General features: G+C 71.8%; 20 protein-coding genes and 2 pseudogenes. 4 read left to right on the top strand and 18 right to left on the bottom strand.

All coding sequences use genetic code 11. The annotated features are described in order from the left end of the window. The 10 genes and pseudogenes from ACNFOC_RS31085 to paaN form a co-directional block, all read right to left on the bottom strand. Positions 1-126: pseudogene (locus tag ACNFOC_RS31085) on the bottom strand (aldo/keto reductase); the annotation flags it as partial. A gap of 155 nt (positions 127-281) precedes the next feature. Further along, positions 282-788: a 1,2-phenylacetyl-CoA epoxidase subunit PaaD gene (gene paaD / locus ACNFOC_RS31080; protein ID WP_416962377.1), complete on the bottom strand. Its 507-nt coding sequence runs from the start codon at positions 786-788 to the stop codon at positions 282-284. After that, positions 782-1,642 carry a 1,2-phenylacetyl-CoA epoxidase subunit PaaC gene (gene paaC, locus ACNFOC_RS31075; protein ID WP_416962375.1) on the bottom strand — a complete coding sequence of 287 codons (861 nt, stop codon included), beginning with the start codon at positions 1,640-1,642 and terminating at the stop codon, positions 782-784. The genes paaD and paaC overlap by 7 nt, the downstream gene beginning before the upstream one ends. A gap of 9 nt (positions 1,643-1,651) precedes the next feature. Next, positions 1,652-1,936 carry a 1,2-phenylacetyl-CoA epoxidase subunit PaaB gene (paaB, locus tag ACNFOC_RS31070; RefSeq protein WP_019075091.1) on the bottom strand — a complete coding sequence of 95 codons (285 nt, stop codon included), beginning with the start codon at positions 1,934-1,936 and terminating at the stop codon, positions 1,652-1,654. Next, complete coding sequence (paaA, locus tag ACNFOC_RS31065; RefSeq protein WP_416962374.1) at positions 1,933-2,943, bottom strand: 1,2-phenylacetyl-CoA epoxidase subunit PaaA; 1,011 nt, start codon at positions 2,941-2,943, stop codon at positions 1,933-1,935. Before paaA ends, paaB begins: the two co-directional genes overlap by 4 nt. Positions 2,944-3,046: 103 nt before the next feature. Further along, positions 3,047-3,835 (bottom strand): enoyl-CoA hydratase/isomerase family protein, encoded by a 789-nt coding sequence (locus ACNFOC_RS31060; RefSeq protein WP_416962373.1) that lies wholly within the window; start codon positions 3,833-3,835, stop codon positions 3,047-3,049. After that, on the bottom strand, positions 3,832-4,698 hold the full coding sequence (locus ACNFOC_RS31055) for a 3-hydroxyacyl-CoA dehydrogenase family protein (protein WP_416962372.1): 867 nt from the start codon (positions 4,696-4,698) through the stop codon (positions 3,832-3,834). Before ACNFOC_RS31055 ends, ACNFOC_RS31060 begins: the two co-directional genes overlap by 4 nt. Next, a pseudogene (locus tag ACNFOC_RS31050) lies at positions 4,695-5,499 on the bottom strand (enoyl-CoA hydratase/isomerase family protein). The gene ACNFOC_RS31055 and the pseudogene ACNFOC_RS31050 overlap by 4 nt, the downstream one beginning before the upstream one ends. After that, a complete protein-coding gene (locus ACNFOC_RS31045) occupies positions 5,496-6,689 on the bottom strand; it encodes a thiolase family protein (protein WP_416962371.1) in 1,194 nt (397 codons plus the stop codon). The pseudogene ACNFOC_RS31050 and the gene ACNFOC_RS31045 overlap by 4 nt, the downstream one beginning before the upstream one ends. Beyond that, complete coding sequence (gene paaN, locus ACNFOC_RS31040; RefSeq protein ID WP_416962370.1) at positions 6,682-8,394, bottom strand: phenylacetic acid degradation protein PaaN; 1,713 nt, start codon at positions 8,392-8,394, stop codon at positions 6,682-6,684. Before paaN ends, ACNFOC_RS31045 begins: the two co-directional genes overlap by 8 nt. Before the next feature lie 94 nt (positions 8,395-8,488). On the opposite strand from paaN, the gene paaI reads away from it, so the two are divergent. The 4 genes from paaI to ACNFOC_RS31020 all read left to right on the top strand — a co-directional run bounded on the left by paaI (position 8,489) and on the right by ACNFOC_RS31020 (position 11,905). Next, entirely contained in the window at positions 8,489-8,920 is a 432-nt protein-coding gene (gene paaI, locus ACNFOC_RS31035; RefSeq protein WP_416962369.1) for a hydroxyphenylacetyl-CoA thioesterase PaaI, read from the top strand. Next, positions 8,917-10,281, top strand: coding sequence for a phenylacetate--CoA ligase PaaK (gene paaK, locus ACNFOC_RS31030; protein ID WP_416962368.1), 1,365 nt, complete (start codon positions 8,917-8,919; stop codon positions 10,279-10,281). Before paaI ends, paaK begins: the two co-directional genes overlap by 4 nt. Positions 10,282-10,333: 52 nt before the next feature. Next, positions 10,334-10,984, top strand: coding sequence for a TetR/AcrR family transcriptional regulator (locus ACNFOC_RS31025; protein ID WP_416962367.1), 651 nt, complete (start codon positions 10,334-10,336; stop codon positions 10,982-10,984). 132 nt (positions 10,985-11,116) lie between these two features. Next, a complete protein-coding gene (locus ACNFOC_RS31020; RefSeq protein ID WP_416962366.1) occupies positions 11,117-11,905 on the top strand; it encodes an SAM-dependent methyltransferase in 789 nt (262 codons plus the stop codon). On the opposite strand, the gene ACNFOC_RS31015 is transcribed toward ACNFOC_RS31020, so the two are convergent. The 8 genes from ACNFOC_RS31015 to ACNFOC_RS30980 form a co-directional block, all read right to left on the bottom strand. After that, positions 11,902-13,197: a lanthionine synthetase LanC family protein gene (locus ACNFOC_RS31015; RefSeq protein ID WP_416962365.1), complete on the bottom strand. Its 1,296-nt coding sequence runs from the start codon at positions 13,195-13,197 to the stop codon at positions 11,902-11,904. The genes ACNFOC_RS31020 and ACNFOC_RS31015 overlap by 4 nt on opposite strands. 99 nt (positions 13,198-13,296) lie before the next feature. Beyond that, entirely contained in the window at positions 13,297-14,979 is a 1,683-nt protein-coding gene (locus ACNFOC_RS31010) for a protein kinase domain-containing protein (protein WP_416962364.1), read from the bottom strand. 99 nt (positions 14,980-15,078) lie between these two features. Further along, positions 15,079-15,552, bottom strand: coding sequence for a nuclear transport factor 2 family protein (locus tag ACNFOC_RS31005; RefSeq protein WP_416962363.1), 474 nt, complete (start codon positions 15,550-15,552; stop codon positions 15,079-15,081). Between the two features lie 32 nt (positions 15,553-15,584). Further along, the gene (locus ACNFOC_RS31000) at positions 15,585-16,733 is read right to left on the bottom strand and encodes a M24 family metallopeptidase (protein WP_416962362.1); all 1,149 of its coding nucleotides are present in this window, start codon (positions 16,731-16,733) and stop codon (positions 15,585-15,587) included. A gap of 103 nt (positions 16,734-16,836) precedes the next feature. Continuing rightward, positions 16,837-17,802 (bottom strand): oligopeptide/dipeptide ABC transporter ATP-binding protein, encoded by a 966-nt coding sequence (locus ACNFOC_RS30995; RefSeq protein WP_416962361.1) that lies wholly within the window; start codon positions 17,800-17,802, stop codon positions 16,837-16,839. After that, on the bottom strand, positions 17,799-18,593 hold the full coding sequence (locus ACNFOC_RS30990) for an ABC transporter ATP-binding protein (protein ID WP_416962360.1): 795 nt from the start codon (positions 18,591-18,593) through the stop codon (positions 17,799-17,801). The genes ACNFOC_RS30995 and ACNFOC_RS30990 overlap by 4 nt, the downstream gene beginning before the upstream one ends. Continuing rightward, positions 18,590-19,456 (bottom strand): ABC transporter permease, encoded by an 867-nt coding sequence (locus tag ACNFOC_RS30985; protein WP_416962358.1) that lies wholly within the window; start codon positions 19,454-19,456, stop codon positions 18,590-18,592. The genes ACNFOC_RS30990 and ACNFOC_RS30985 overlap by 4 nt, the downstream gene beginning before the upstream one ends. Continuing rightward, a partial coding sequence (locus ACNFOC_RS30980) for an ABC transporter permease (RefSeq protein WP_416962357.1) occupies positions 19,453-20,484 on the bottom strand: 1,032 nt, incomplete at its 5' end. The genes ACNFOC_RS30985 and ACNFOC_RS30980, both read right to left, overlap by 4 nt.

The following is a 20,484-nucleotide window of genomic DNA, read 5'->3' as shown; positions in this document are numbered from 1 at the left end:
CGCGCCCAGTGCCGTCTCCTCGGCCACGGCCTTCAGGGCGTCCGGTGCGTACGGCTCCGCCAGCCTGCCGTTGGCCATGCCCTCCTTGACGATCACCGTGAGGCCGGCGTCGTGCGCCTCGGTGAGGAGGCCCGCCTCGCGCGGGAGTTGAGGACTCTCCGCCAGCCGGCGCGGGAGCACAGCCACGCGCGGGAGTTGAGGACTCTCCCCGGGCAGGAGCCGGAGGCCCGTCACGGCCGAGCGCTGGGGGCTCGCCGCGAGCAGGCGTTGGGGGCTCGCCATCAGATCTCCTTGACGTACTCGAACGGCTCGCGGCAGGCGCGGCACCGCCACAGGGCTTTGCAGGAGGTCGCGGCGAAGTGCGAGGTCTCCTCGGTGTCCGCCGATCCGCAGCGGGGGCACGCCACCGTACGGCGGGTCGGCGTCAGCGTGAGCGTGATCGGGCCGCGGGGGGCGGCACCCGGCGGGGCGATGCCGTGTTCGGCGAGCTTGCGGCGGCCTGCCGGGGTGATCCAGTCGGTGGTCCAGGGCGGGTCGAGGACCGTGCGGATCTCCACGCGCGCGTACCCGGCGTCCCGCAGCCGCGCGGCCACCTCGGCGCGCATCTCGGCCATGGCGGGGCAGCCAGAGTAGGTGGGTGTCAGGCTCGCGACGACCGTGCCGTCCGCCTCGATCTCCACCCCGCGCAGCACCCCGAGGTCGGCGAGGGTGAGCATGGGCATCTCGGGGTCGGACACCTGCGCGGCGACGTTCCGGGCGCGCCGCGCGTCGAGCAGGGTGGTCACCATGTCGCCTCCGGGTGGGCGCGGGCCACGCTCTGGAGTTCGGCCAGCAGCGGAGCCAGGTGGTCGGTGTGGTCGCCGTCGCGGCCGTGTCCGGGGACCGGTGCCGCCTCGGGCAGGGCGAGCCCGGCGGCGTCGGTGACCTGGCGGAGCACGGCCAGGACGTCAGCCCTCAACTCACCATCCCCCGCAAGGAGTTCATCTCCGTCCCCCGCGAAGAGTTCGTCCACGTACGGCGCGATGTCGGCCAGCGCGTCCCGCATCCGCCGCTGCGACTCCTCGGTGCCGTCGCCCAGCCGGACGACCCACTCGGCGGAGTACTGGCGGTGGTACGCGAGCTCCTTGACGCCCTTCGCGGCGATGGCGGCGAGCACCGGATCCCGTGTCGTGACGGCGAGCCGCTCGAAGAGGGCGAGCCGCCAGGAGGAGAGCACCAGCAGCCGGGTGATCGAGAACGCGAAGTCTCCGTTGGGGAGTTCGGCCAGCCGTACGTTGCGGAAGTCGTCGGCGTCGCGGAAGTAGGCGTAGGCGTCCTCGTCGCGTCCGGTGCCGTCGACCTGACCGGCACGCGCGTAGAGCAGGCGGGTCTGGCCGAGCAGGTCGAGCCCGATGTTGGCCAGCGCCACCTCCTCCTCCAACTCCGGTGCGGCCGTGCACCATTGGGCCAGCCGCTGCGCGCTCACGAGTGCGTCGTCGCCAAGTGCCAGGCACAACGCGGCGAGTTGAGCGGAGTCCGTCCCGTCCGGCACGGTCTGGTCGATGCCGTGGAGCGGGTCCTCGAAGCCGGTGCCGAACGCCCAGCGGGCGTCGCTGTCGTCGTGTCCCTCGGCCAGGGACAGATAGACGTGGTCGTCACTCATTCCCTGCTCCTAGATGTGGGGGACGTCGTCGGGGATGTCGTAGAACGTCGGGTGGCGGTAGACCTTGTCGGCGCTCGGCGCGAAGAACGGGTCCTTCTCGTCGCGGGTCGAGGCGGCGATGTGCTCCGAGCGGACGACCCAGATGGACACGCCCTCGTTGCGCCGCGTGTAGAGGTCGCGGGCGTGGGTGAGGGCCATGGCGTCGTCGGCGGCGTGCAGCGAGCCGACGTGGACGTGGTTCAGGCCGCGCTTTCCGCGGACGAACACCTCGTACAGGGGCCAGTCCTGCGTCATGCCGCCGCTCCTTCGGATTTCTGTGTACGGGCGGTTGTCCGTGCATGGGCGGCCTGCTTGGCCGCGTGGGCGGTGGCCGCCTCCCTGACCCAGGCGCCCTCCTCGTGGGCGACCCGGCGGCGGGAGACCCGCTCGGCGTTGCGCGGTCCGTCGCCGCTGATCACGCGCTGCAACTCGGACCAGTCCGGGGTGCCGAAGTCGTGGTGGCCGCGCTCGGCGTTCCAGCTCAACTCCGGGTCGGGCAGGGTGACTCCGAGCTTCTCCGCCTGCGGGACCGTCATGTCCACGAAGCGCCGGCGCAGTTCGTCGTTGCTGTGCCGCTTGATCTTCCAGGCCATGGAGCGCGCCGAGTTGGGCGAGTCGTCGTCGGGCGGGCCGAACATCATCAGCGACGGCCACCACCAACGGTCCACGGCGTCCTGGACCATGGCCCGCTGCGCGTCCGTGCCACGCATCATCGTGAGCAGCAACTCGTAGCCCTGGCGCTGGTGGAAGGACTCCTCCTTGCACACCCGGACCATGGCCCGCGCGTACGGCCCGTACGAACAGCGGCACAGCGGCACCTGGTTGCAGATCGCCGCGCCGTCCACGAACCAGCCGATCACGCCGACGTCGGCGAAGGTCGGCGTCGGGTAGTTGAAGATCGACGAGTACTTCTGCCGGCCCTCGATCAGCGCCTCGGTCAGCTCCGCGCGGTCCGCGCCCAGGGTCTCGGCGGCCGAGTACAGATACAGTCCGTGTCCGGCCTCGTCCTGCACCTTCGCGAAGAGGATCGCCTTGCGGCGCAAGGAGGGGGCGCGGGTGATCCAGTCGCCCTCCGGCTGCATCCCGATGATCTCGGAGTGGGCGTGCTGCGCGATCTGCCGGATCAACGTCTTGCGATAGCCGTCGGGCATCCAGTCGCGGGGCTCGATCCGCTGGTCCTTCGCGATCGTGGCATCGAACTGCTCCGAGAGCCGCGCTTCGTCCCAGCCGGCGGCTGACGCCTCCGTGCCTGTGCTGGTCATCGACACACCAACTTCCCTACCGACCATTCGTTCGGTACCTAGTCTGATGGGTTTCCCCCGGCGAGGCAAGACCTGCCGGGTGAATGGCTGGTCACCAGCCCTCTCACCGGCCCTCGAACGACGGCTCCGCCCGAGCGAGAAACGCCTCTACGGCGGCCCGGTGGTCCCGCGTCGCCCCCAGCCGCTCCTGCGCCGCCGCCTCCCGCTCCAGCACGGCGGCGAGGCTCGCGCCGGGCGCGTCCCGCAACAGCGCCTTGACCTCCGCGTACGCGACGGTGGGCCCGGCGGCCAGCCGCCGGGCGAGGGCCAGCCCCTCCGCGGCAGCGTCACCGTCAGGTACGACCCGGTGCACCATGCCCCACCGCAACGCGTCCTCCGCGCCGAACCGATCCCCGAGCAGCATCAGCGCGGCGGCCCGCGACGGACCCACCGCCTGCGCCAGCGCACCGCTCAGCCCGCTGTCGGCGGCCAGCCCGATCCCGGTGAACGCCGTGGCGAACCGGGCCCCCTCGGCCGCGACCCGCACATCCGCGCAGAGCGCCAGCCCGAGCCCGGCCCCGACACACACGCCCTCGACGGCCACGACGACCGGCTGGGTCAGCGCGTGCAGCGCCTCCACCAGGGGGTTGTACTCGTTCCGTACGCAGGCGAAGGCCGCTGCGGGCCCGTTCTCCAGCGCGCGGGCATGTTCCTTGAGGTCCTGTCCTACGCAGAAGTGCTTGCCCTGCGCGGTGAGCAGCACGGCACGAACAGCCGTCCCGTCGCTGCCCACCTGCCGTACGGCGGCCAACAGCCCATCGCGCAGGGCGACATCGAGCGCGGGCCTGCGCAGCTCGATGGTGGCGACACCGGCGTCCAGGCGGTAGCCGACGCCATCCGAGGATCCGCTCACTTCCACTCGTAGAACCCCTGTCCCGTCTTTCGGCCCAGCTCACCGCGTGCGACCTTGTCGCGCAACAGCTGTGGTGGGGCGAAGCGCTCGCCGAGGGTGGAGTGCAGGTACTCGGCGATGGCCAGGCGTACGTCGAGGCCGACCAGGTCGGTGAGGCGCAGCGGCCCCATGGGGTGCTTGTAGCCGAGGCTCATCGCGTCGTCGATCGCCTCCGGCGCGGCGACGCCCTCCTCGACCATGCGGATCGCCTCCAGGCCGAGCGCCAGTCCGAGGCGGCTGCTGGCGAACCCGGGCGAGTCCTTGACGGTCACGTCCTTCTTCCCGAGGGCGTGGGTCCAGTCGAGGGCGGCGCTGACGACAGCGGCCTCGGTGTGCGGTGCGACGACGATCTCGATAAGGGCGGAGGCGGGCACCGGGTTGAAGAAGTGCATGCCCAGGAAGCGGCCGGGCCGGGTGAGCACGGTGGCGAGTTCGGTGACGGACAGGGAGCTGGTGTTGGTGGCCAGCACGGTCGTCGCGCCCACCGCCCGCTCGGCCGCCGCGAGCACGCGGGCCTTGAGCCCGGCGTCCTCGGGAACGGCCTCGACGACCAGATCGGCGTCGGCGGGCAGGCCGTCGACGGAGTCCGCCATGGTGACGCGGGCGAGCACCTGCTCGGCGGGTTCGCTGAGCAGGCCGCGCTCGGCGGCCCGCTTGAGCCCGGTGGCGACGCGGTCCAGCGCGGCGGCCGAGGCGGCCTCGCCGCTCTCCACGACGGTCACGGACGAACCGGCGGCCGCGAAGGACTGCGCGATCCCGGCGCCCATCCGGCCGCCGCCGATCACACCGACAACTGCGGGCGCTGAGTGGGGTGTTGGGCTCATGCTTGGCTGCTCCTCGTCTCCAAGCTCCTCTTATTCAAGAAGCGCGTCATACGGTCCCTCTTGTCCTGCCCCTCGAAGAGCACGGCCTGCGCGAGGTCGTCGGCGACCGGGTGGGCGCCGGGCGAGTCGACGACGAGCTTGGTGAGCCGGAGGGCGGTGGCCGAGGAGCGGGCCATGCGGTCGAGCAGCGCGTGGGCCTCGTCCAGCAGCTTGTCCGCCGGTACGACGTCGATGACCAGCCCGGCGGCCAGGGCGGCGGGCGCGTCGAGGTTCCGTCCGGCGAGCAGCACCTGCTTGGCGATGGACTCGCCGACCAGCTCGGGCAGCCGCCAGCAGGCACCGGCCGCGGCGAGGATGCCGAGCCCGGGCTCCGGGTTGCCGAAGACGGCGTCCGGTCCGGCGATACGGAGGTCGCAGGCGTACGACAGCTCGGCGCCGCCGCCCAGCGCCCAGCCGTCCACCGCGGCGAGGGTCGGCATCGGGCAGCCGGCGTACACGCTCGAAGAGGCGGCTGTTGATGCCCCGCAGGGCCTCGTCCCGCCCGCGTGCGAGCAACTCCGCGATGTCGGCCCCGCCCGCGAAGACGCCGCCGTGTCCGGTGAGCAGGAGCAGCTTGGGGTTCTGCTCCAACTGGTCGCAGACTGCGTGCAGTTCGCGGATCATCAGGCCGCTGATGGCGTTGCGGGCCTCGGGGCGGTTCAGGGTGACTACGACGCGGTCGGCGCGCTCCTCGACGAGGAGGGTCTCGTAGTCACCGGTGTCGGAGGCGCTCAGGCCGGTGTCAGTGTCGGGCGCGCTCATACCCGCTCCACGAGCATCGCCACGCCCTGCCCGACACCCACGCACAGCGTGGCCAGTCCCCGGCGGCCGTTCTCGCGCTCCAGCCTGCCCAGCAGGGTGAGCAGGATACGGGCGCCGGAGCACCCGAGCGGATGGCCGAGCGCGATGGCGCCTCCGTCGGCGTTGACCTTCTCCTCGTCCAGCTTGAGGCGGCGCGTGACGGCGAGGGCCTGCGCGGCGAAAGCCTCGTTCAGCTCGACGGCGTCCAGGTCGGCGGTCTGCCAACCAGCGCGGGCGAGGGCCTTCTCCGTGGCGGGGACCGGGCCGAGGCCCATGATGTGGGGCTGCACCCCGGCCGAGGCGGAGGTGACGATCCGCGCCCTCGGGGTGAGCCCGTGGCGTCGGACGGCCGCCCCGCTCGCGACCACCAGCGCGGCAGCGCCGTCGGACAGCGGTGAGGAGGAACCGGCGGTGACGATGCCGCCCTCGCGGAAGATGGTGCGCAGGGAGCCGAGCTTCTCCAGCGTGGTGCCGGGGCGCGGACCCTCGTCCCGTGTCACCTCGCCGTCCTTGACCGCGACCGGCACGATCTCCCGGTCGAAGCGGCCCGACTCCTGGGCGGCGACGGCCCGTTGATGGCTGCGCAGCGCGAACGCGTCGGACTCGGCGCGGGTGATGCCGTCGAGCGCGGCGACCTCCTCGGCCGTCTCCCCCATCGTCAGGGTCTGCTGAGCGGCGAAGCGCGGATTGGTGAAGCGCCAGCCGAGCGAGGTGTCGTGCACCTCCCCTGGCTTGGCCCACGGGGTGCCGGGCTTGGCCATGACCCAGGGGGCGCGGGTCATCGACTCCACGCCGCCCGCGACGACGAGGTCCGCTTCTCCGGCGCGGATGACCTGGGCGGCCGAGGCGACGGCGGTCAGGCCGGAGGCGCACAGCCGGTTGACGGTGTAACCGGGCACGGTGTGCGGCAGCCCGGCCAGCAGTACGGCCATCCGCGCCACGTCACGGTTGTCCTCACCGGCCTGGTTGGCGGCGCCGAGGATCACCTCGTCGACCTCCTGGGCCGGGATTCCGGCCCGCCGGACCGCCTCGCCGACGACCAGGGCCGCGAGGTCGTCGGGTCGTACGGAGGCGAGGGCACCGCCGTAGCGGCCCTGCGGGGTGCGGGCCCCGTCGATCAGATAGACCTCGTCGGGGGACGGCTCAGGCATCGGGGGTCTCCTCGGCGGGGGCGGGCCGGCGCGACTGGAGGGTCGCGAAGCGGCCGGTGACGAACGCGGGGTCGGACAGGGTGGCGCTGGCGGCCGGGTTGGCGGCGCTGCCGTGGAAGTCGCTGAACGCGGCGGACTGGTTGACGAAGACACCGCCGGTGAGGTTCTCCGAGAGATGCACACCCGCGTCGAGGGCGGCCAACTCGGCCGCGTCCAGCACCAGTTCACTGGTGGAGTGGACGGCGGCGGTCAGCGCGCCGTGCGCCCGCACCGTCTCGCGCAGGATCCGCAGACTGTGCTCGGTGGAGTCGGTGCCGATGACGAACGACACCGGCCCGAACCATTCCCGGGTGTACGTCTCCCGGTCGTCCTCGGCGTCGAGGCGGGCCACCAGCGGCGTACGGACGACGGCCTTCGGGTGCTCGGGGTGTTCGACGGGCGTCGAGGCGCGCACCGTACGACCGACCGTGGCGGCCTTTTCCAGGCGGTCCCGTACGCCGTCGTTGACGATCGCGCCGAGGGTGCCGGCGGCGCGGGCGGGGTCGCCGAGCAGTTTGTCGAGTGCCGCGCCGAGGTCGGCGGCGAACTCGCCGGCGGTGCGCGGGCCTTGGTCGGTGGTGATGCCGTCGCGCGGGATCAGGAGGTTCTGCGGGGTGGTGCACATCTGGCCGCTGTAGAGGGCCAGCGAGAAGGCGAGGTTGCCGAGCAGGCCGCGGTAGTCGTCGGTGGAGTCGAGGACGACGGTGTTGAGGCCGGCCTTCTCGGTGTGGACGAGGGCCTGGCGGGCGTTGGCCTCCAGCCAGTCGCCGAACTCCGTCGAGCCGGTGAAGTCGATGATCCGGACGTCGGGGTGCAGCGCGAGGACGGCGGCGCTACGGCCTCCGGGCTCCTCGGCGGCGAGGATCACGAGGTTCGGGTCGAAGCCCGCCTCGGCCAGTACCTCGCGGGCGATCCGCACGGTGAGGGCGAGGGGGAGGACGGCGCCCGGGTGCGGCTTGACCACGACCGGGTTGCCGGTGACCAGGCTGGCGAACAGGCCCGGGTAGCCGTTCCAGGTCGGGAAGGTGTTGCAGGCGATCAGCAGCGACACCCCGCGGCCGACCGGGGTGAACTTCTTGTCCAGGACCAGCGGGCCGCCCTTGCGCTGCGGCTTGCTCCAGCGGGCCGCGGCCGGGTGCCGCTTCTGCTCGGCCCAGGCGTACGCGACGGCCTCCAGACCCCGGTCCTGCGCGTGCGGGCCGCCCGCCTGGAACGCCATGACGAAGGCCTGTCCGGTGGTGTGCTGCACGGCGTGCGCGATCTCGAAGCTCGCCGCGTTCAGCCGGGCCAGGATCTCGGCGGCGACACCGGCGCGGGTGTCGGGGCCCGCGTCGCGCCAGGGTCCGGTGGCCGCCAGGGCTGCGGCCACCGCCTCGTCCGGTGTGACGCGGGGGTAGGAGATGCCCAGCTCGAAGCCGTACGGAGAGGTCTCGGCGGCCTGGACGCGCCCGTCACCGGGATGCCCCGCCAGCTCGAAGGACCTGCCGAGCCGCTCCTCGAATGCGGCTTCGCCGTGCTTGGCCGCGTCCTCGCCGTAGACCGACTTGCTGGGTGTCTCCGGGTACGGCGTCCAGTGGTCACGACTCGCGGTCGCGGCGACCGCCTGTTCCAGCAGGGCGCGATGGTGGGAGAAGAAGTCGGGCAGCTCGGAGCTGGTCTGGGGCATGCGTTCCACCTCTTGACAGGCAGTGGTGTTGCTGGATTACTTGGCCGTGACGCACGCTAACCGAATGTTCGGTCGGTCCACAAGGTGGTGGAAAATGACGCAGGCCGCTGACACGGCCTCCGGTCCGACGGCGAGGATGTTCGCCGCGGACGAGGCGTCCCGGGCTCTCGGGATAGAGCTCGTCGAGCACGGCGAAGGGACCGCCGTGCTCCGCATGACCGTGACCCCGGCCATGGTCAACGGACACAGGACCGCGCACGGCGGCTATCTGTTCCTGTTCGCCGACTCCGCCTTCGCCTGTGCCTGCAACAGCCACGGCCCGGTGACCGTGGCCGCCGCGGCCGACATCGACTTCGTCGCCCCGGCGTACGAGGGCGACGTCCTGGTGGCGACCGCCACGGAGCGCACCCGGTTCGGCCGCAGCGGCATCTACGACGTGAGCGTGATGCGCGGCGACCAGGTGATCGCGGAGTTCCGCGGCCGCAGCCGCATGATCAACAGCGCGAAGACGAAGGAGTCTCCATGAGCAGCGACCTGACAGCCCCGGCGGCCTCACCGGCTTCGCCGCCCGTGAGTCCGCGCCTCGGGGAACCGCTCCCCGACGGGTTGCTGGACGCCGCCGAGCGCCTGAGCCGCGAGGAGCTGCGTGAGCACCAACTCGGCCTACTCCAGGCCACGTTGAGGCACGCCTACGACAACGTGGAGCTGTACCGCAGGAAGTTCGACGAGGCCGGTGTCAAACCCGGCGACTGTCGCACCCTCGACGATCTGGCCCGGTTCCCCTTCACCACCAAGGCCGACCTGCGGGACACGTATCCCTTCGGCATGTTCGCCGTCCCCATGGACCAGGTCCGCCGTGTCCACGCCTCCAGCGGCACCACCGGCCGCCCCACGGTCGTCGGCTACACGGAGAACGACCTTTCCATGTGGGCGGACGTGGTGGCCCGCTCGATCCGCGCGGCCGGCTGCCGCCCCGGCCACAAGATCCATGTGTCGTACGGCTATGGGTTGTTCACCGGTGGTCTGGGTGCCCACTACGGTGCCGAGCGCGCGGGCTGCACGGTGATCCCCGCCTCCGGCGGCATGACCGCCCGCCAGGTGCAGATCATCCAGGACTTCAAGCCCGAGATCATCATGGTCACCCCGTCCTACATGCTCACCCTCCTCGACGAGTTCGAGCGCCAGGGCGTCGACCCACGCACCAGCTCCCTCAAGGTGGGCATCTTCGGTGCCGAGCCGTGGACGGAGGAGATGCGCCGCGAGATCGAAGAACGCATGGACATCCACGCGGTCGACATCTACGGCCTGTCGGAGGTGATCGGCCCCGGAGTCGCGCAGGAGTGCGTGGAGACCAAGGACGGCCTGCACGTGTGGGAGGACCACTTCTACCCGGAGATCGTCGACCCGATCGCCGACGAGGTGCTGCCCGACGGCGACAGCGGCGAACTGGTCTTCACCTCCCTCACCAAGGAGGCCCTGCCGATCATCCGCTACCGCACCCGCGACCTGACCCGGCTCCTCCCCGGCACCGCCCGCCCGGCCTTCCGGCGCATCGAGAAGATCACCGGCCGCTGCGACGACATGATCATCCTGCGCGGGGTGAACGTCTTCCCCAGCCAGATCGAGGAGATCCTGCTGCGCACCCCGGCCGTCGCCCCGCACTTCACGATCCAGCTCAGCCGGCGCGGCCGCATGGACCACATGACGGTCCGCGCCGAGGCCCGCCCCGGCACCGACCCCGAGCAGCGGGCGGCCGCCGCCGCGTCGATCGTCAAGGGCGTCAAGGACGGCGTGGGCGTGACCGTGGCGGTGGAGATCGTCGATCCGGAGACCCTGGAGCGCTCGGTGGGCAAGATCCGCCGGGTCAAGGATCTGCGCGAGCAGTGACATCCGAGGCCGTTCCGCCCGGCGCGGTCGCCGGCCTTGTCACAATGGACCGGTGACCAGGACACCTGTGCAGAACCCGGCCGGCCGCCACGGCCGTCCCGCCTACGACCGCGACTCGCTGCTGGAGGTCGCCGTCGTGGTCTTCAACGAACGCGGCTACGACGGCACCGGCATGGAGGAACTGGCCCGGCGCCTGGGCCTCAGCAAGTCGAGCATCTACCACCACGTGTCCGGCAAGGAGGAACTCCTCGAACTCGCGGTCAACCGCGCGCTGGACGCGCTGTTCGCTGTGCTGGACGAGGAGGCCGGGGACCAGGACGGCGGCAGCGGAGCCCTGGGCACGACCTCGACCGCGACCGCCCGGATGAAGCGCATCATCCACCGCAGCGTCGAGGTGCTGGCCGCCGAACTGCCGTACGTCACCTTGCTGTTGCGTCTGCACGGCAACAGCGAGGTGGAGCAGCGGGCACTCGCCCGGCGCCGTGAATTCGACCACCGGGTGGCCGAGTTGATGACCCGGGCGGCGGCCGAGGGCGGCATACGGGCGGACATCGACCCGCACCTCGCCGGCCGGCTGCTGTTCGGCACCGTCAACTCCCTCGTGGAGTGGTACCGCCCCGACCGCGACCTGACCGTGGAGACGCTGGCCGACGCCCTGACGACCATCCTCTTCGACGGCCTGCACGGACGAGAGACGAGTTGACGGGAGCACAGACCTCAACTGCCCTCCCCCACAGGCCACATGGAACACCCCGAGTACGATGATCGAGAGCGAGCCTCACCCTTCTCCTCTGTTCTCCTCTGTGTCCCTCTCACCCGCCGCGATGGAGTTGCCATGACGACCGACCCCAAGCCGTCACCGCAGATCGACACCGGCAAGGCACATCCCGCGCGGGTCTACGACTGGCTGCTCGGCGGCAAGGACAACTACCCGGTCGACGAGGCCGTAGGGGAGAAGCTGCCACCGGAGGCGAGGGACGCGGCGCGGCAGAACCGTGAGTTCATGCACCGCGCGGCGACGTGGCTCGCCGGCCAGGGCGTCGACCAGTTCCTGGACATCGGCACGGGCATCCCCACCGAGCCCAACCTGCACCAGATCGTCCAGCGGACCGTGCCGACGGCGAAGGTCGTGTACACCGACTACGACCCGATCGTCCTGCGGCACGCCGAGGCGCTGCTGATCAGCCACGCCGACGGGGTCACGGACTACATCCAGGCCGACGTGCGCGAGCCTGAGCTCATCGTCGAACACGCCCGCCACGTCCTGGACTTCACCCGCCCGATCGCCCTCTCGCTGATCGCGCTGATGCACTTCATCCCGGACGAGCAGGACGCCCACGGTATCGTCCGCAATCTCGTCGCGACCCTGCCGTCCGGCAGCTACCTGGTCCTCTCCCACGCCGCGTCCGACCTCTACCCGGAACTCGCCGCGCAGGTCACCGCCGAGTACGCCAAGGGCGGCATCAAACTCGGCTTCCGCACCCGCCCGGAGGTGGAGCGCTTCTTCGACGGCCTCGACCTGGTGCAGCCCGGCCTGGTGACGGCGACGGAGTGGAACCCGCCGGCGTCGGAGGAGGCCCCGGAGGGCAGCGGGATCTACGCGGCAGTGGCGCGGGTCCGCTAGCGGCGGCTCCCGGCCTGGGCGTGCACCGGTGGCTGGTCCGGCCAGGCGAACGCGTAGCCGGGATCGCCTCCTCGGCCGAGCCGTACGAAGCGCAGGAGTTCGCGGACGATGCCCGCGTTGCCCATCGCCCACCCGGTGCACGGTTCGAGGTCGCTCGGTGTGGCGCGGTGTTCGACATTGGACCAGCGGACGCCGTCGCTGTCCCGGATCGCGCGGGCGGCCAGGTCCGCGACGAGGACGTGGGCGAAGTCGTACGGGTCCCGCTGTTGCCGCTGTTCCTTCTGCTCGGCGATCCGGTCGCAGGCCAGGGCGAGGACGCCCGCCGTGCCGCAGCAGCGGCCGTTGTTGTCCCAGAAGCGGGGGCGCAGCCGCCGGGGCAGGCCGGAGTGGGTGACCGTGTGCCAGCAGCGGTCGGCGAGGGCGGACCAGGCCGGGTCGGTCGTGATGTCCCGCAGGAGCCGGAAGACCTGGGCGTCGCCCGCCGGGCCGTGGCACCAGCCGTAACTGACGGGCTCGATCACATCGGGGCGGTACTGCGGGGTGGAGTGCCGGACCAGGAAGCCTTCCGGCCCCGCCTCGTCGCGCGACACGACGTCCGCGGCGCCGGCCAGCGCGAGTTCGACCAGGTCCGGGCGGCCGGTGGCCACGCCGACCCTGGCGAGCCCCACGACGATGCCGAGTGTGCCGTGCGAGATGTGGTGCAGGCGGGATTCGATGCCCGTGCGGTGGGGCCAGTGGACGCCCGCCGGCGTCTGCTCCGCCGTCCGCAGGTACGGCTCCATGGCGAGGACGGCCAGTTCCGGGTCACCGGCCAGGAGTGCGCCGAGGCCGATCCCCGCGTTGCCGCCCATCAGCTCGAACAGCGTGCCCCAGCGGGTCCCGTCGAAGCGTGACCGCACGAGTTCCAGCGCACGGTCGGCGGCGGCACCGGCGGCCGAGTCGCCCAGTTCTTCGTGCAGGGTCCGCAGGACGAGGGCCATTCCGGTGCGGCCGAAGTAGAGGGAGTCGTCTTCGGCGCCGTCGACGGTATCCGCGAGACTGCGGCCCGCTCGCAGGGCCGCGTCGGCGTAGGAGTCGTCGCCGAAGTGCCGCCACGCCTCCAGGAGCACGGGGACGTTCCCGGCGGTACCGCTGTAGAGGGACGGGTTCGGCTCGTCGTCCGAGGGCTTTCTCGACCAGGCGAGGCCTCCTCCGGAGGTCTCCCGCCCCGCCCTGATCAGCCATCGCAGCCCGTCGACCGCGAGTTCCTCGACCTCGTCGACCGCCATGATTGTGGCTTCTGGTGCCGTCATGCGCCCACTCTCGCATGATCTTCCGGACCGGCCCAGAGGGCGACAACTCAGCCGGCCGTCAGCCGAGTTCGTCTCGTCGGCCGTGCGCCGTCCAAGCCCTCAACTCGCGGTATCGGTCTGCCAGACGACCGCCGCGTCCGTCGCTATGACCATGTTGCCGTCCTCCAGCACCTTGAGCACGGCCCCGGTGGCACCTTGCGTGTTGCTGCTCCACAGCGCCTGGTGCTGAGCGTCGTAGACCACGAGGTTGCCGTCCGCCTGGAACGTGGCCGTGTTGCCCGCGCCCTGGGTCTGGCTCGCCCAGTGTGCCGTTCCGGCCGCGTCGTAGAGCACGAGGTTGCCGTCCGGCTGCATGATCAGTTTCGAGCGCACGGTCTGGACGAACTTCCCCACCTCGAACGTGAAGGGGGCCTTCACCACCACGGCGTCGGGCAGGCGGGTGTCACCTGTGCCTGAGGCGGAAGGAGACGCCGTCGCTCCGCTTTCGGACGGGGAGGCCGACACCTGGGCGGCGCGGCCTGCGCTGGCGGACGGTGTGACGTCGGCGGACGCCGAGTCCTTGCTCTTGCCCTGGCCTTTGTCGTCAAGGGTGTTGACCAGGAACAGCCCGGAGCCGGCGACGACGACCAGCGCGGCCGCGCCGACGACGGTCCACAGCCTGCGCCGCCCGCGCTCGCTCCGGGTGCCCCCGCCGTCCGACTGGGGAGCCGGACCGGTTCCCGCCGGATATGGGCCATACGCGTCTGCCGCGTGCAGCCGCGTGGGGTTGTCATGGCCCGAGTTCGGCGCGAGGAGGGTGGCGGCGTGCGATGCCCGCGTGCCGCCGTCCATGGCCGCCGCCTGCGGGGCTACGGCCGTCACCGCGTCCGAGGCGACGGGTGGCGCACCGAACCCGTTGTCGGCGACGGTCGCGGCGCGTTCCCGATCCGTCGACGAGCCGACGGCGAGCGCCCGTTGGTAGGCGGGATGGTGGACCAGATCGGCCTCGGCGCGGCAGAGTTCGACGATCTGATGCGGCGTGGGGCGCAGGGCCGGGTCGCTCTGCGCGCAGGCCGCGATCAGCTCGGCGACACCGGCGTCCACACCCCGCAGGTCGATCTCGCCGTGCACCGAACGGTAGGACACGGCCGCGAACGGCCCGTCCCCATAAGGCGGGCGGCCGGTGACGGCGAACGCCAGCGTGGCCCCGAGGGCGAACACATCCGCGCCCGGACCGGTCTCACCGCCCGTGATCGTCTCCGGCGCGATGAACCCGGGGCTGCCCATCGCACCGCCGACCTGCGTCAGGTTGGACGTGCCGGTGGTCCTGGCGATGCCGAAGTCGATCAGCTGAGGACCGGTCGCGGAGAGAATCACGTTCTGCGGCTTGAGGTCCCGATGCCACACACCGCGGACGTGGATGGCGTCCAGCCCCTCGGCCAGGGCGGCCAGCATGACCCTCGCCAGGTCGGCGGGGAGCGGTCCGTTGGTCGCGACCGCGGCGTGGAGCGTGGGCCCCGGCACATACTCGGTGGCCAGCCAGTACGGCGGCGTGTCCAGCTCCGCGTCGATGAGCGACGCCGTGTACGCGCTGCGGACCGTACCCAGGGTCTCCACCTCGCGGCGGAACCGGCTGAGGGCGTGTTCGTCATGACGGAGGTGGTCGTTGATCACCTTGACGGCGGCGGGACGGCCACCCGGCGACCGCGCGAGGTACACCCTTCCCATCCCGCCCTCGCCGAGTCTGCCCACCAGGCGGTAGCGGCCTATGTGCGATGGGTCGGAGCCATCGAGCGAAAGCACGGGACATGTCCTCCGTTGCCCAGCAGGGTGTGACACCAGGCCTCGGACGACACGTCCGGACCGGACCCCGACATAGTAGAGGGAACAGTCCCCCGCGCCTCACCTGTCACGCGGTTCCGGGACGCTCTGGATGTCCTCGTGCAGGTGCACGACGAGCCAATTGCCGTCGGAACGGGCACGTCGCAGGACCGCGGTGTTGCGGGCCAACTGCGGCGGGGCCGCCCGGAATTCGACCCGCAGCCAGTAGCGGGCCAACGCCAAGTCCCCGAAGACGTCGACGACTTGGCCGTACGCGGTGAGGCCGGTCTCGGCGGGCCCGTCGTCCGGCATGGGACGGGCGTCCCGGATTCGGTTCAACTCCGTTCTGCCGCAGAGGAGTTCGGGGGTCGCCGAGTCCCAGATGGTGGCCCGTGGATCGAGGAAGGCGTCGATGCGCGCACGATCGCCGGCGGTGTAGCCCTCGTACATGCCCGTGATCACCGTCCACACCGCGGCCAGGTCGGCGGGCGCGCCACCCGGTCGGGCGCCGCTGTCGGCCGCGGGAGAGTCGGAACGGGGCGGTGGAGCGGTCATGGAGGTTCCTTGGGTGGGGTGTTCGTGCCGGGTCAAGGGAGGACGACCAGGTCCCGGGGCGTGCGGTTGAGGCGCTCGCCGCCCTCCTCGGTGCAGATCACGATGTCCTCGATCCGCGCTCCGTGGCGGCCGGGCAGATAGATGCCGGGTTCCACGGAGAAGGCCATGCCCGGTGCGAGCGGGAGCGGGTTGCCGGTCACGATGTAGGGCTCCTCATGGCTCTCCAGGCCGATGCCGTGTCCGGTGCGGTGGATGAAGTGCGGGCCGTATCCGGCGTCGGTGATCAAGTCCCGTCCCACGGCGTCGAGTTCACCGGCCGTGATGCCCGGTCGTACGGCGTCGGTCTGGGCCCGTTGGGCGCTCAGCAGTACGTCGTGCAGGCGGCGGAAGCCTGCGGGCGGCTCGCCCACCGCGTACACCCGGGTGGAGTCGGAGCAGTAGCCGTCCAGGGTCGTGCCGCCGATGTCGACCACCACCGGATCACCGGGGCGGATCGTCCGGTCGGAGAGTTCGTGGTGCGGGCTGGCGCTGTTCGGGCCGGAGCCGACGATGACGAAGTCGACCCGGACGTGCCCCTCGGCGATGATCGCGTCCGCGATGTCCCGGCCGACCTCGCGTTCGGTACGTCCGGCCCGCAGCCACTCCCCCATGCGGGCGTGCACCCGGTCGATGGCCGCACCGGCCCGGCGCAGGGCGGCCGCCTCCTGCGGGGTCTTGCGCATCCGCAGCCCGTTCAGCACCTCTCCGGCCAACTCCTGTCGCACGTCCGGCAGTTGGGTGCGGAAGGCGATGGTCTTCTCCGCCCACATGCGGTTGTCGACGCCGACGCGGGCGGTCCCGGCGGGCAGTCGAGCCGCGACGAGGGCGTAGGGGTCCTCGGTCTCGCCCCAGCCCGTGATCTCGATGCCCAGGTCACCGGCCGGGGATGCCTGTGCGGCGGGTTCCTCCAGGGCCGGTACGAGGAGGAAGGGGTCGCCGTCGGCGGGCAGGACCAGGCAGGTCAGCCGTTCCAGCGGCAGGGCGTCGTAGCCGGTCAGGTAGCGCAGGTCCGCGCCGGGCGAGATCAGCAGCGCGTCCAGACCGGCTCGGGCCGTGGCCTCCCGGGCACGCTGGAGGCGGTCGGCCGGGTACAGGTCCGCTAGCGGTTCGGCGGGGTGGTGGGCGTGGTCGTCGTCGGACATCGGTTCTCCGTGAAGTGGCAGGGGGATCAGGTGAGTTGCGTACCTCCCGGGCGAACCGTCCGGCCGGGAGGGGCAGCACCCTCAGACGGACCGTCCGCCCGGTTCAGGCCGCGTACAACCGGCACGCCACGCCCCCGGCGATCAACTGCGGCTCCTCGCGGTCGCAGCCGTCGAAGGCCTGGGGGCAGCGGGGGTGGAAGCGGCAGCCGCTCGGTGGGTCGGCGGGGTCGGGTACGTCGCCGGGGAGTTCGGCCGGCAGCACACCCGCGCCGTCCGGCTTCGGTACGGCGGCCAGGAGGGCCCGGGCGTAGGGGTGGCGCGGGTCGGCCCAGACCTCGGCGGTGGGACCGGTCTCCACGATCCGCCCCAGGTACATCACGGCGATCCGGTCGGCGATCAGCCGTACGACGGACAGGTCGTGACTGATGAACAGCAGCCCGGCGCCCGACTCGACGGCCAACGACCGCATCAGTGTGGCCACTTGGAGCTGGGCGGAGGCGTCGAGCGCGGAGATCGGTTCGTCGCCGACGAGCAGCCGGGGGCGGGCGGCGAGTGCGCGGGCGATGGCGATGCGCTGGCGTTGGCCGCCGGAGAACTCCTGCGGGTAGCGCTGGGCGGCGCTCGCCGGCAGGCCGACCCGCGTCAACAGGTCCTCCGGGGTGGTGTCTTCGGCCGCCGCCTCGCCCCGCCCGGCCGCCGTACGGATGCCGTCGGCGATCTGTGAGCCCACCCGGCGCCGGGGGTTGAGTGAGCCGTAGGGGTCCTGGAAGACCATCTGGACGCCGGTCAGGGCCAGTTCGCGGCGGCGCACCCGCAACGGGCGTACCAGGGTGCCGTCGTAGGTGATCCGGCCTTCGGCGGGTGCGGTGAGGCCGCAGACCGCGCGGGCCAGGGTGGACTTGCCGCAGCCCGACTCTCCGACCAGGCCCACGACTTCACCCGCCCGCACCTGGAGGCTGACCCCGGCGACGGCCCGGGTGGGCGGTGCGCCCGGCCGGTGGTACTGGACCACCAGGTCGTCGACCGAGAGGAGAGGGGCCGTCGGGTGGGGGGTCGTACGGGTCGTCATACGGTGCTCCTTCCGGGGAGCGCGTCCAGGAGCTGACGGGTGTACTCGTGCCGCGGGTCGGTGAGGACCCGGCCGCGCGGACCCGTCTCGACGACCAGGCCGTGGCGCATCACGCTCACCTCGTCGGCGATCGCGGACATCACGCCCAGGTCGTGGGTGACCAGCAGCACGGCGAGGCCGAGGTCGTCGCAGAGGCCGCGCAGCAGCCGCAGCACACCGGCCTGCACGGTCACGTCGAGGGCGGTGGTCGGTTCGTCGGCGATCAGGACCTTCGGTTCGCAGGCCAGCGCGATGGCGATGGCGATGCGCTGGCGCATGCCGCCGGAGAACTGGTGCGGGTAACGGCCCAGCGCCTCACGGGGGTTGGGGATGCGGACCTGCGTCAGCAGGTCGGCGGCCCGCTCCTTCGCCGTCTTCCGGTTCAGCTTCAGGTGGTGGCGCAGATGGTCGGTGAGCTGGTGGCCGATGCTGAGCATGGGGTGCAGGCTGGTGGACGGGTCCTGGAACACCATGCTCACCGACTGCCCCCGCAGCGCGGCCAGTTGACGGGCCGGCAGGGTCAGCAGGTCGGTGCCCTCGAACGCGATCCGCCCGCCGGTGCGCGCGCCCGGCGGCAGCAGACCGAGCACGGCAAGACCGGTCATGGTCTTGCCCGAGCCGCTCTCCCCCGCGAGCCCGTGGATACGGCCGGGCTGGAGCGCGAGGTCGACGCCGCCGAGGATGCGGGCACCGCCCAGGTCGAGGGTGAGACCGCTGATCCTCAGTACGTCCACGGAGTCGCCGTCCGTCATGCCACACGCTCCTTCTCCGCGCCGATCGTGCGGGCGGTGCCCGGGTCGAGGGCGTCCCGGAGCGTGTCGCCGAGGAAGTTGAAGGCGAGGACGACGGTGAGGATGGCCAGGCCCGGGAAGACCCCGATCCACCACTTGTCGAACTGTTGCGTCCCGTCCGCCACCATCGCGCCCCACTCGGCGGTCGGCGGCTTGGCGCCGAGCCCGAGGAAGGACAGCCCGGACAGCAGCAGCGTCGCGGTGCCGATGTCGAGGGTGGCCAGGACGAGCAGCGGGCCGAGGACGTTGGGCAGGATGTCGACGCGGAGCGAGCGCCAGGCGGAGAAGCCCAACAGCCGTCCGCTGAGCACGAATTCACGGTTCCTGAGGCCCATGACCAGACCCCGGGTGACGCGGGCGTACGACGGCCAGGACACGACCAGGACGGCCAGTACCGCGTTCTGGAGGCTGGCGCCGAGCGCGGCGGCGACCACCATCGCCAGGATGACGGTGGGGAAGGCGAACACCAGGTCCGCGATCCGCATCACGGTCTCGTCCACCCACCGCCCGAAGAACCCGGCGCAGGCCCCGAGCACCCCGCCGACCAGCAGCGACATGGCCACCAGCAGGAGGGCGAGCGGGATGGAGACCCGGGCGCCGTACAGCACCCGGCTCAGTACGTCCCGGCCCAGCTCGTCGGTGCCGAACCAGTGTCCGGCGCCGGGGGCGGCCAGCCGGGGCAGGTTCTGCGCGAGGGGGTCGTGCGGGGCGAGCAGCGGGGCGGCGACCACGATCACCAGCCAGAACACCGCGACCAGGCCGCCGGTCACCGCGAGCGGTCGGCGCCAGGCGGGCGGCAGCCGTCGTAGGAGACTGAGTTTCACTGGACCCTCACCCTCGGGTCGATCACGCCGTACAGGACGTCCACGGCGAGGTTGACGGTCAGGTACACCAGGCCGACGACGAGGCCGACGCCCATGACGGCGGGGAGGTCGAGGGTGGTCGCGCTGCGGTAGGCGTAGGCGCCGAGGCCCGGCCAGGCGAAGATCGACTCGACCAGGACGGTGCCCGAGAGGAGGGCGCCGAAGGCCAGTCCGGCGACGGTGATGACGGGGACGAGGGCTGCCCGCAGGACGTACTGGAAGAGGACCGTGCGGGCGGGGAGGCCCTTGGCTCGGGCCGCGCGGACGTAGTCCTGGTTGAGGACCTCCAGGACGGCGGAGCGGGTGAAGCGGGTGAGGAGACCGACCGTGTAGGCCGTCAACACCAGCGCGGGGAGGGCGAGATGGCCCACCGCGCTCCAGAACACCGGCCACTGTCCGGCGAGCGCCGCGTCGACCGTGTACAGGCCGGTGACGTGCGGGGGTGCGGTCATGCCGGGGTCGAGGCGACCGCTGCCCGGGGCCCAGCCGAGGCGGTAGAAGAAGACGTAGAAGGCGAGCAGCGCCAGCCAGAAGGTCGGTACCGAGACTCCCAACAGGCTGACGACGCGCAGGAGTTGGTCGGTGAGGCGGTCCCGGCGCAGTGCCGCCACGACGCCGAAGGCCACGCCCACGATCAGGGAGACGACGATCGCGGCGCCGGCGAGTTCGAGGGTGGCGGGGACAGCCGTCGACAGGTCGGTGAGGACCGGCTGGTGGCTCTGCTGGGACTCGCCGAGGTCGCCGTGGAGGAGGTTGCCGAGGTAGGTGACGTACTGGACCGGCAACGGCTTGTCGAGGCCGTAGTGGTGGCGGAACTGGGCGACGATCGCCGGGTCGCCGATCGCCCGCTGGCCGAGGTTGGCCGCCGCGGGGTCGCCCGGGACCAGGTTGGTCAGGATGAACGTCACCAGGGTCACGCCGAGGGCGAGGAGGGCGGCGGTGGCGGTACGGCGGAGGAGGAAACGGGCGAGGGTGTGGCGGGCGAGGAG

The sequence above is a fragment of the Streptomyces colwelliae genome (assembly GCF_048158785.1).
GTDB lineage: Bacteria > Actinomycetota > Actinomycetes > Streptomycetales > Streptomycetaceae > Streptomyces.
Note: the sequence above shows the minus strand (reverse complement) of the source record. Positions and strands in the feature narration are given on the sequence as shown.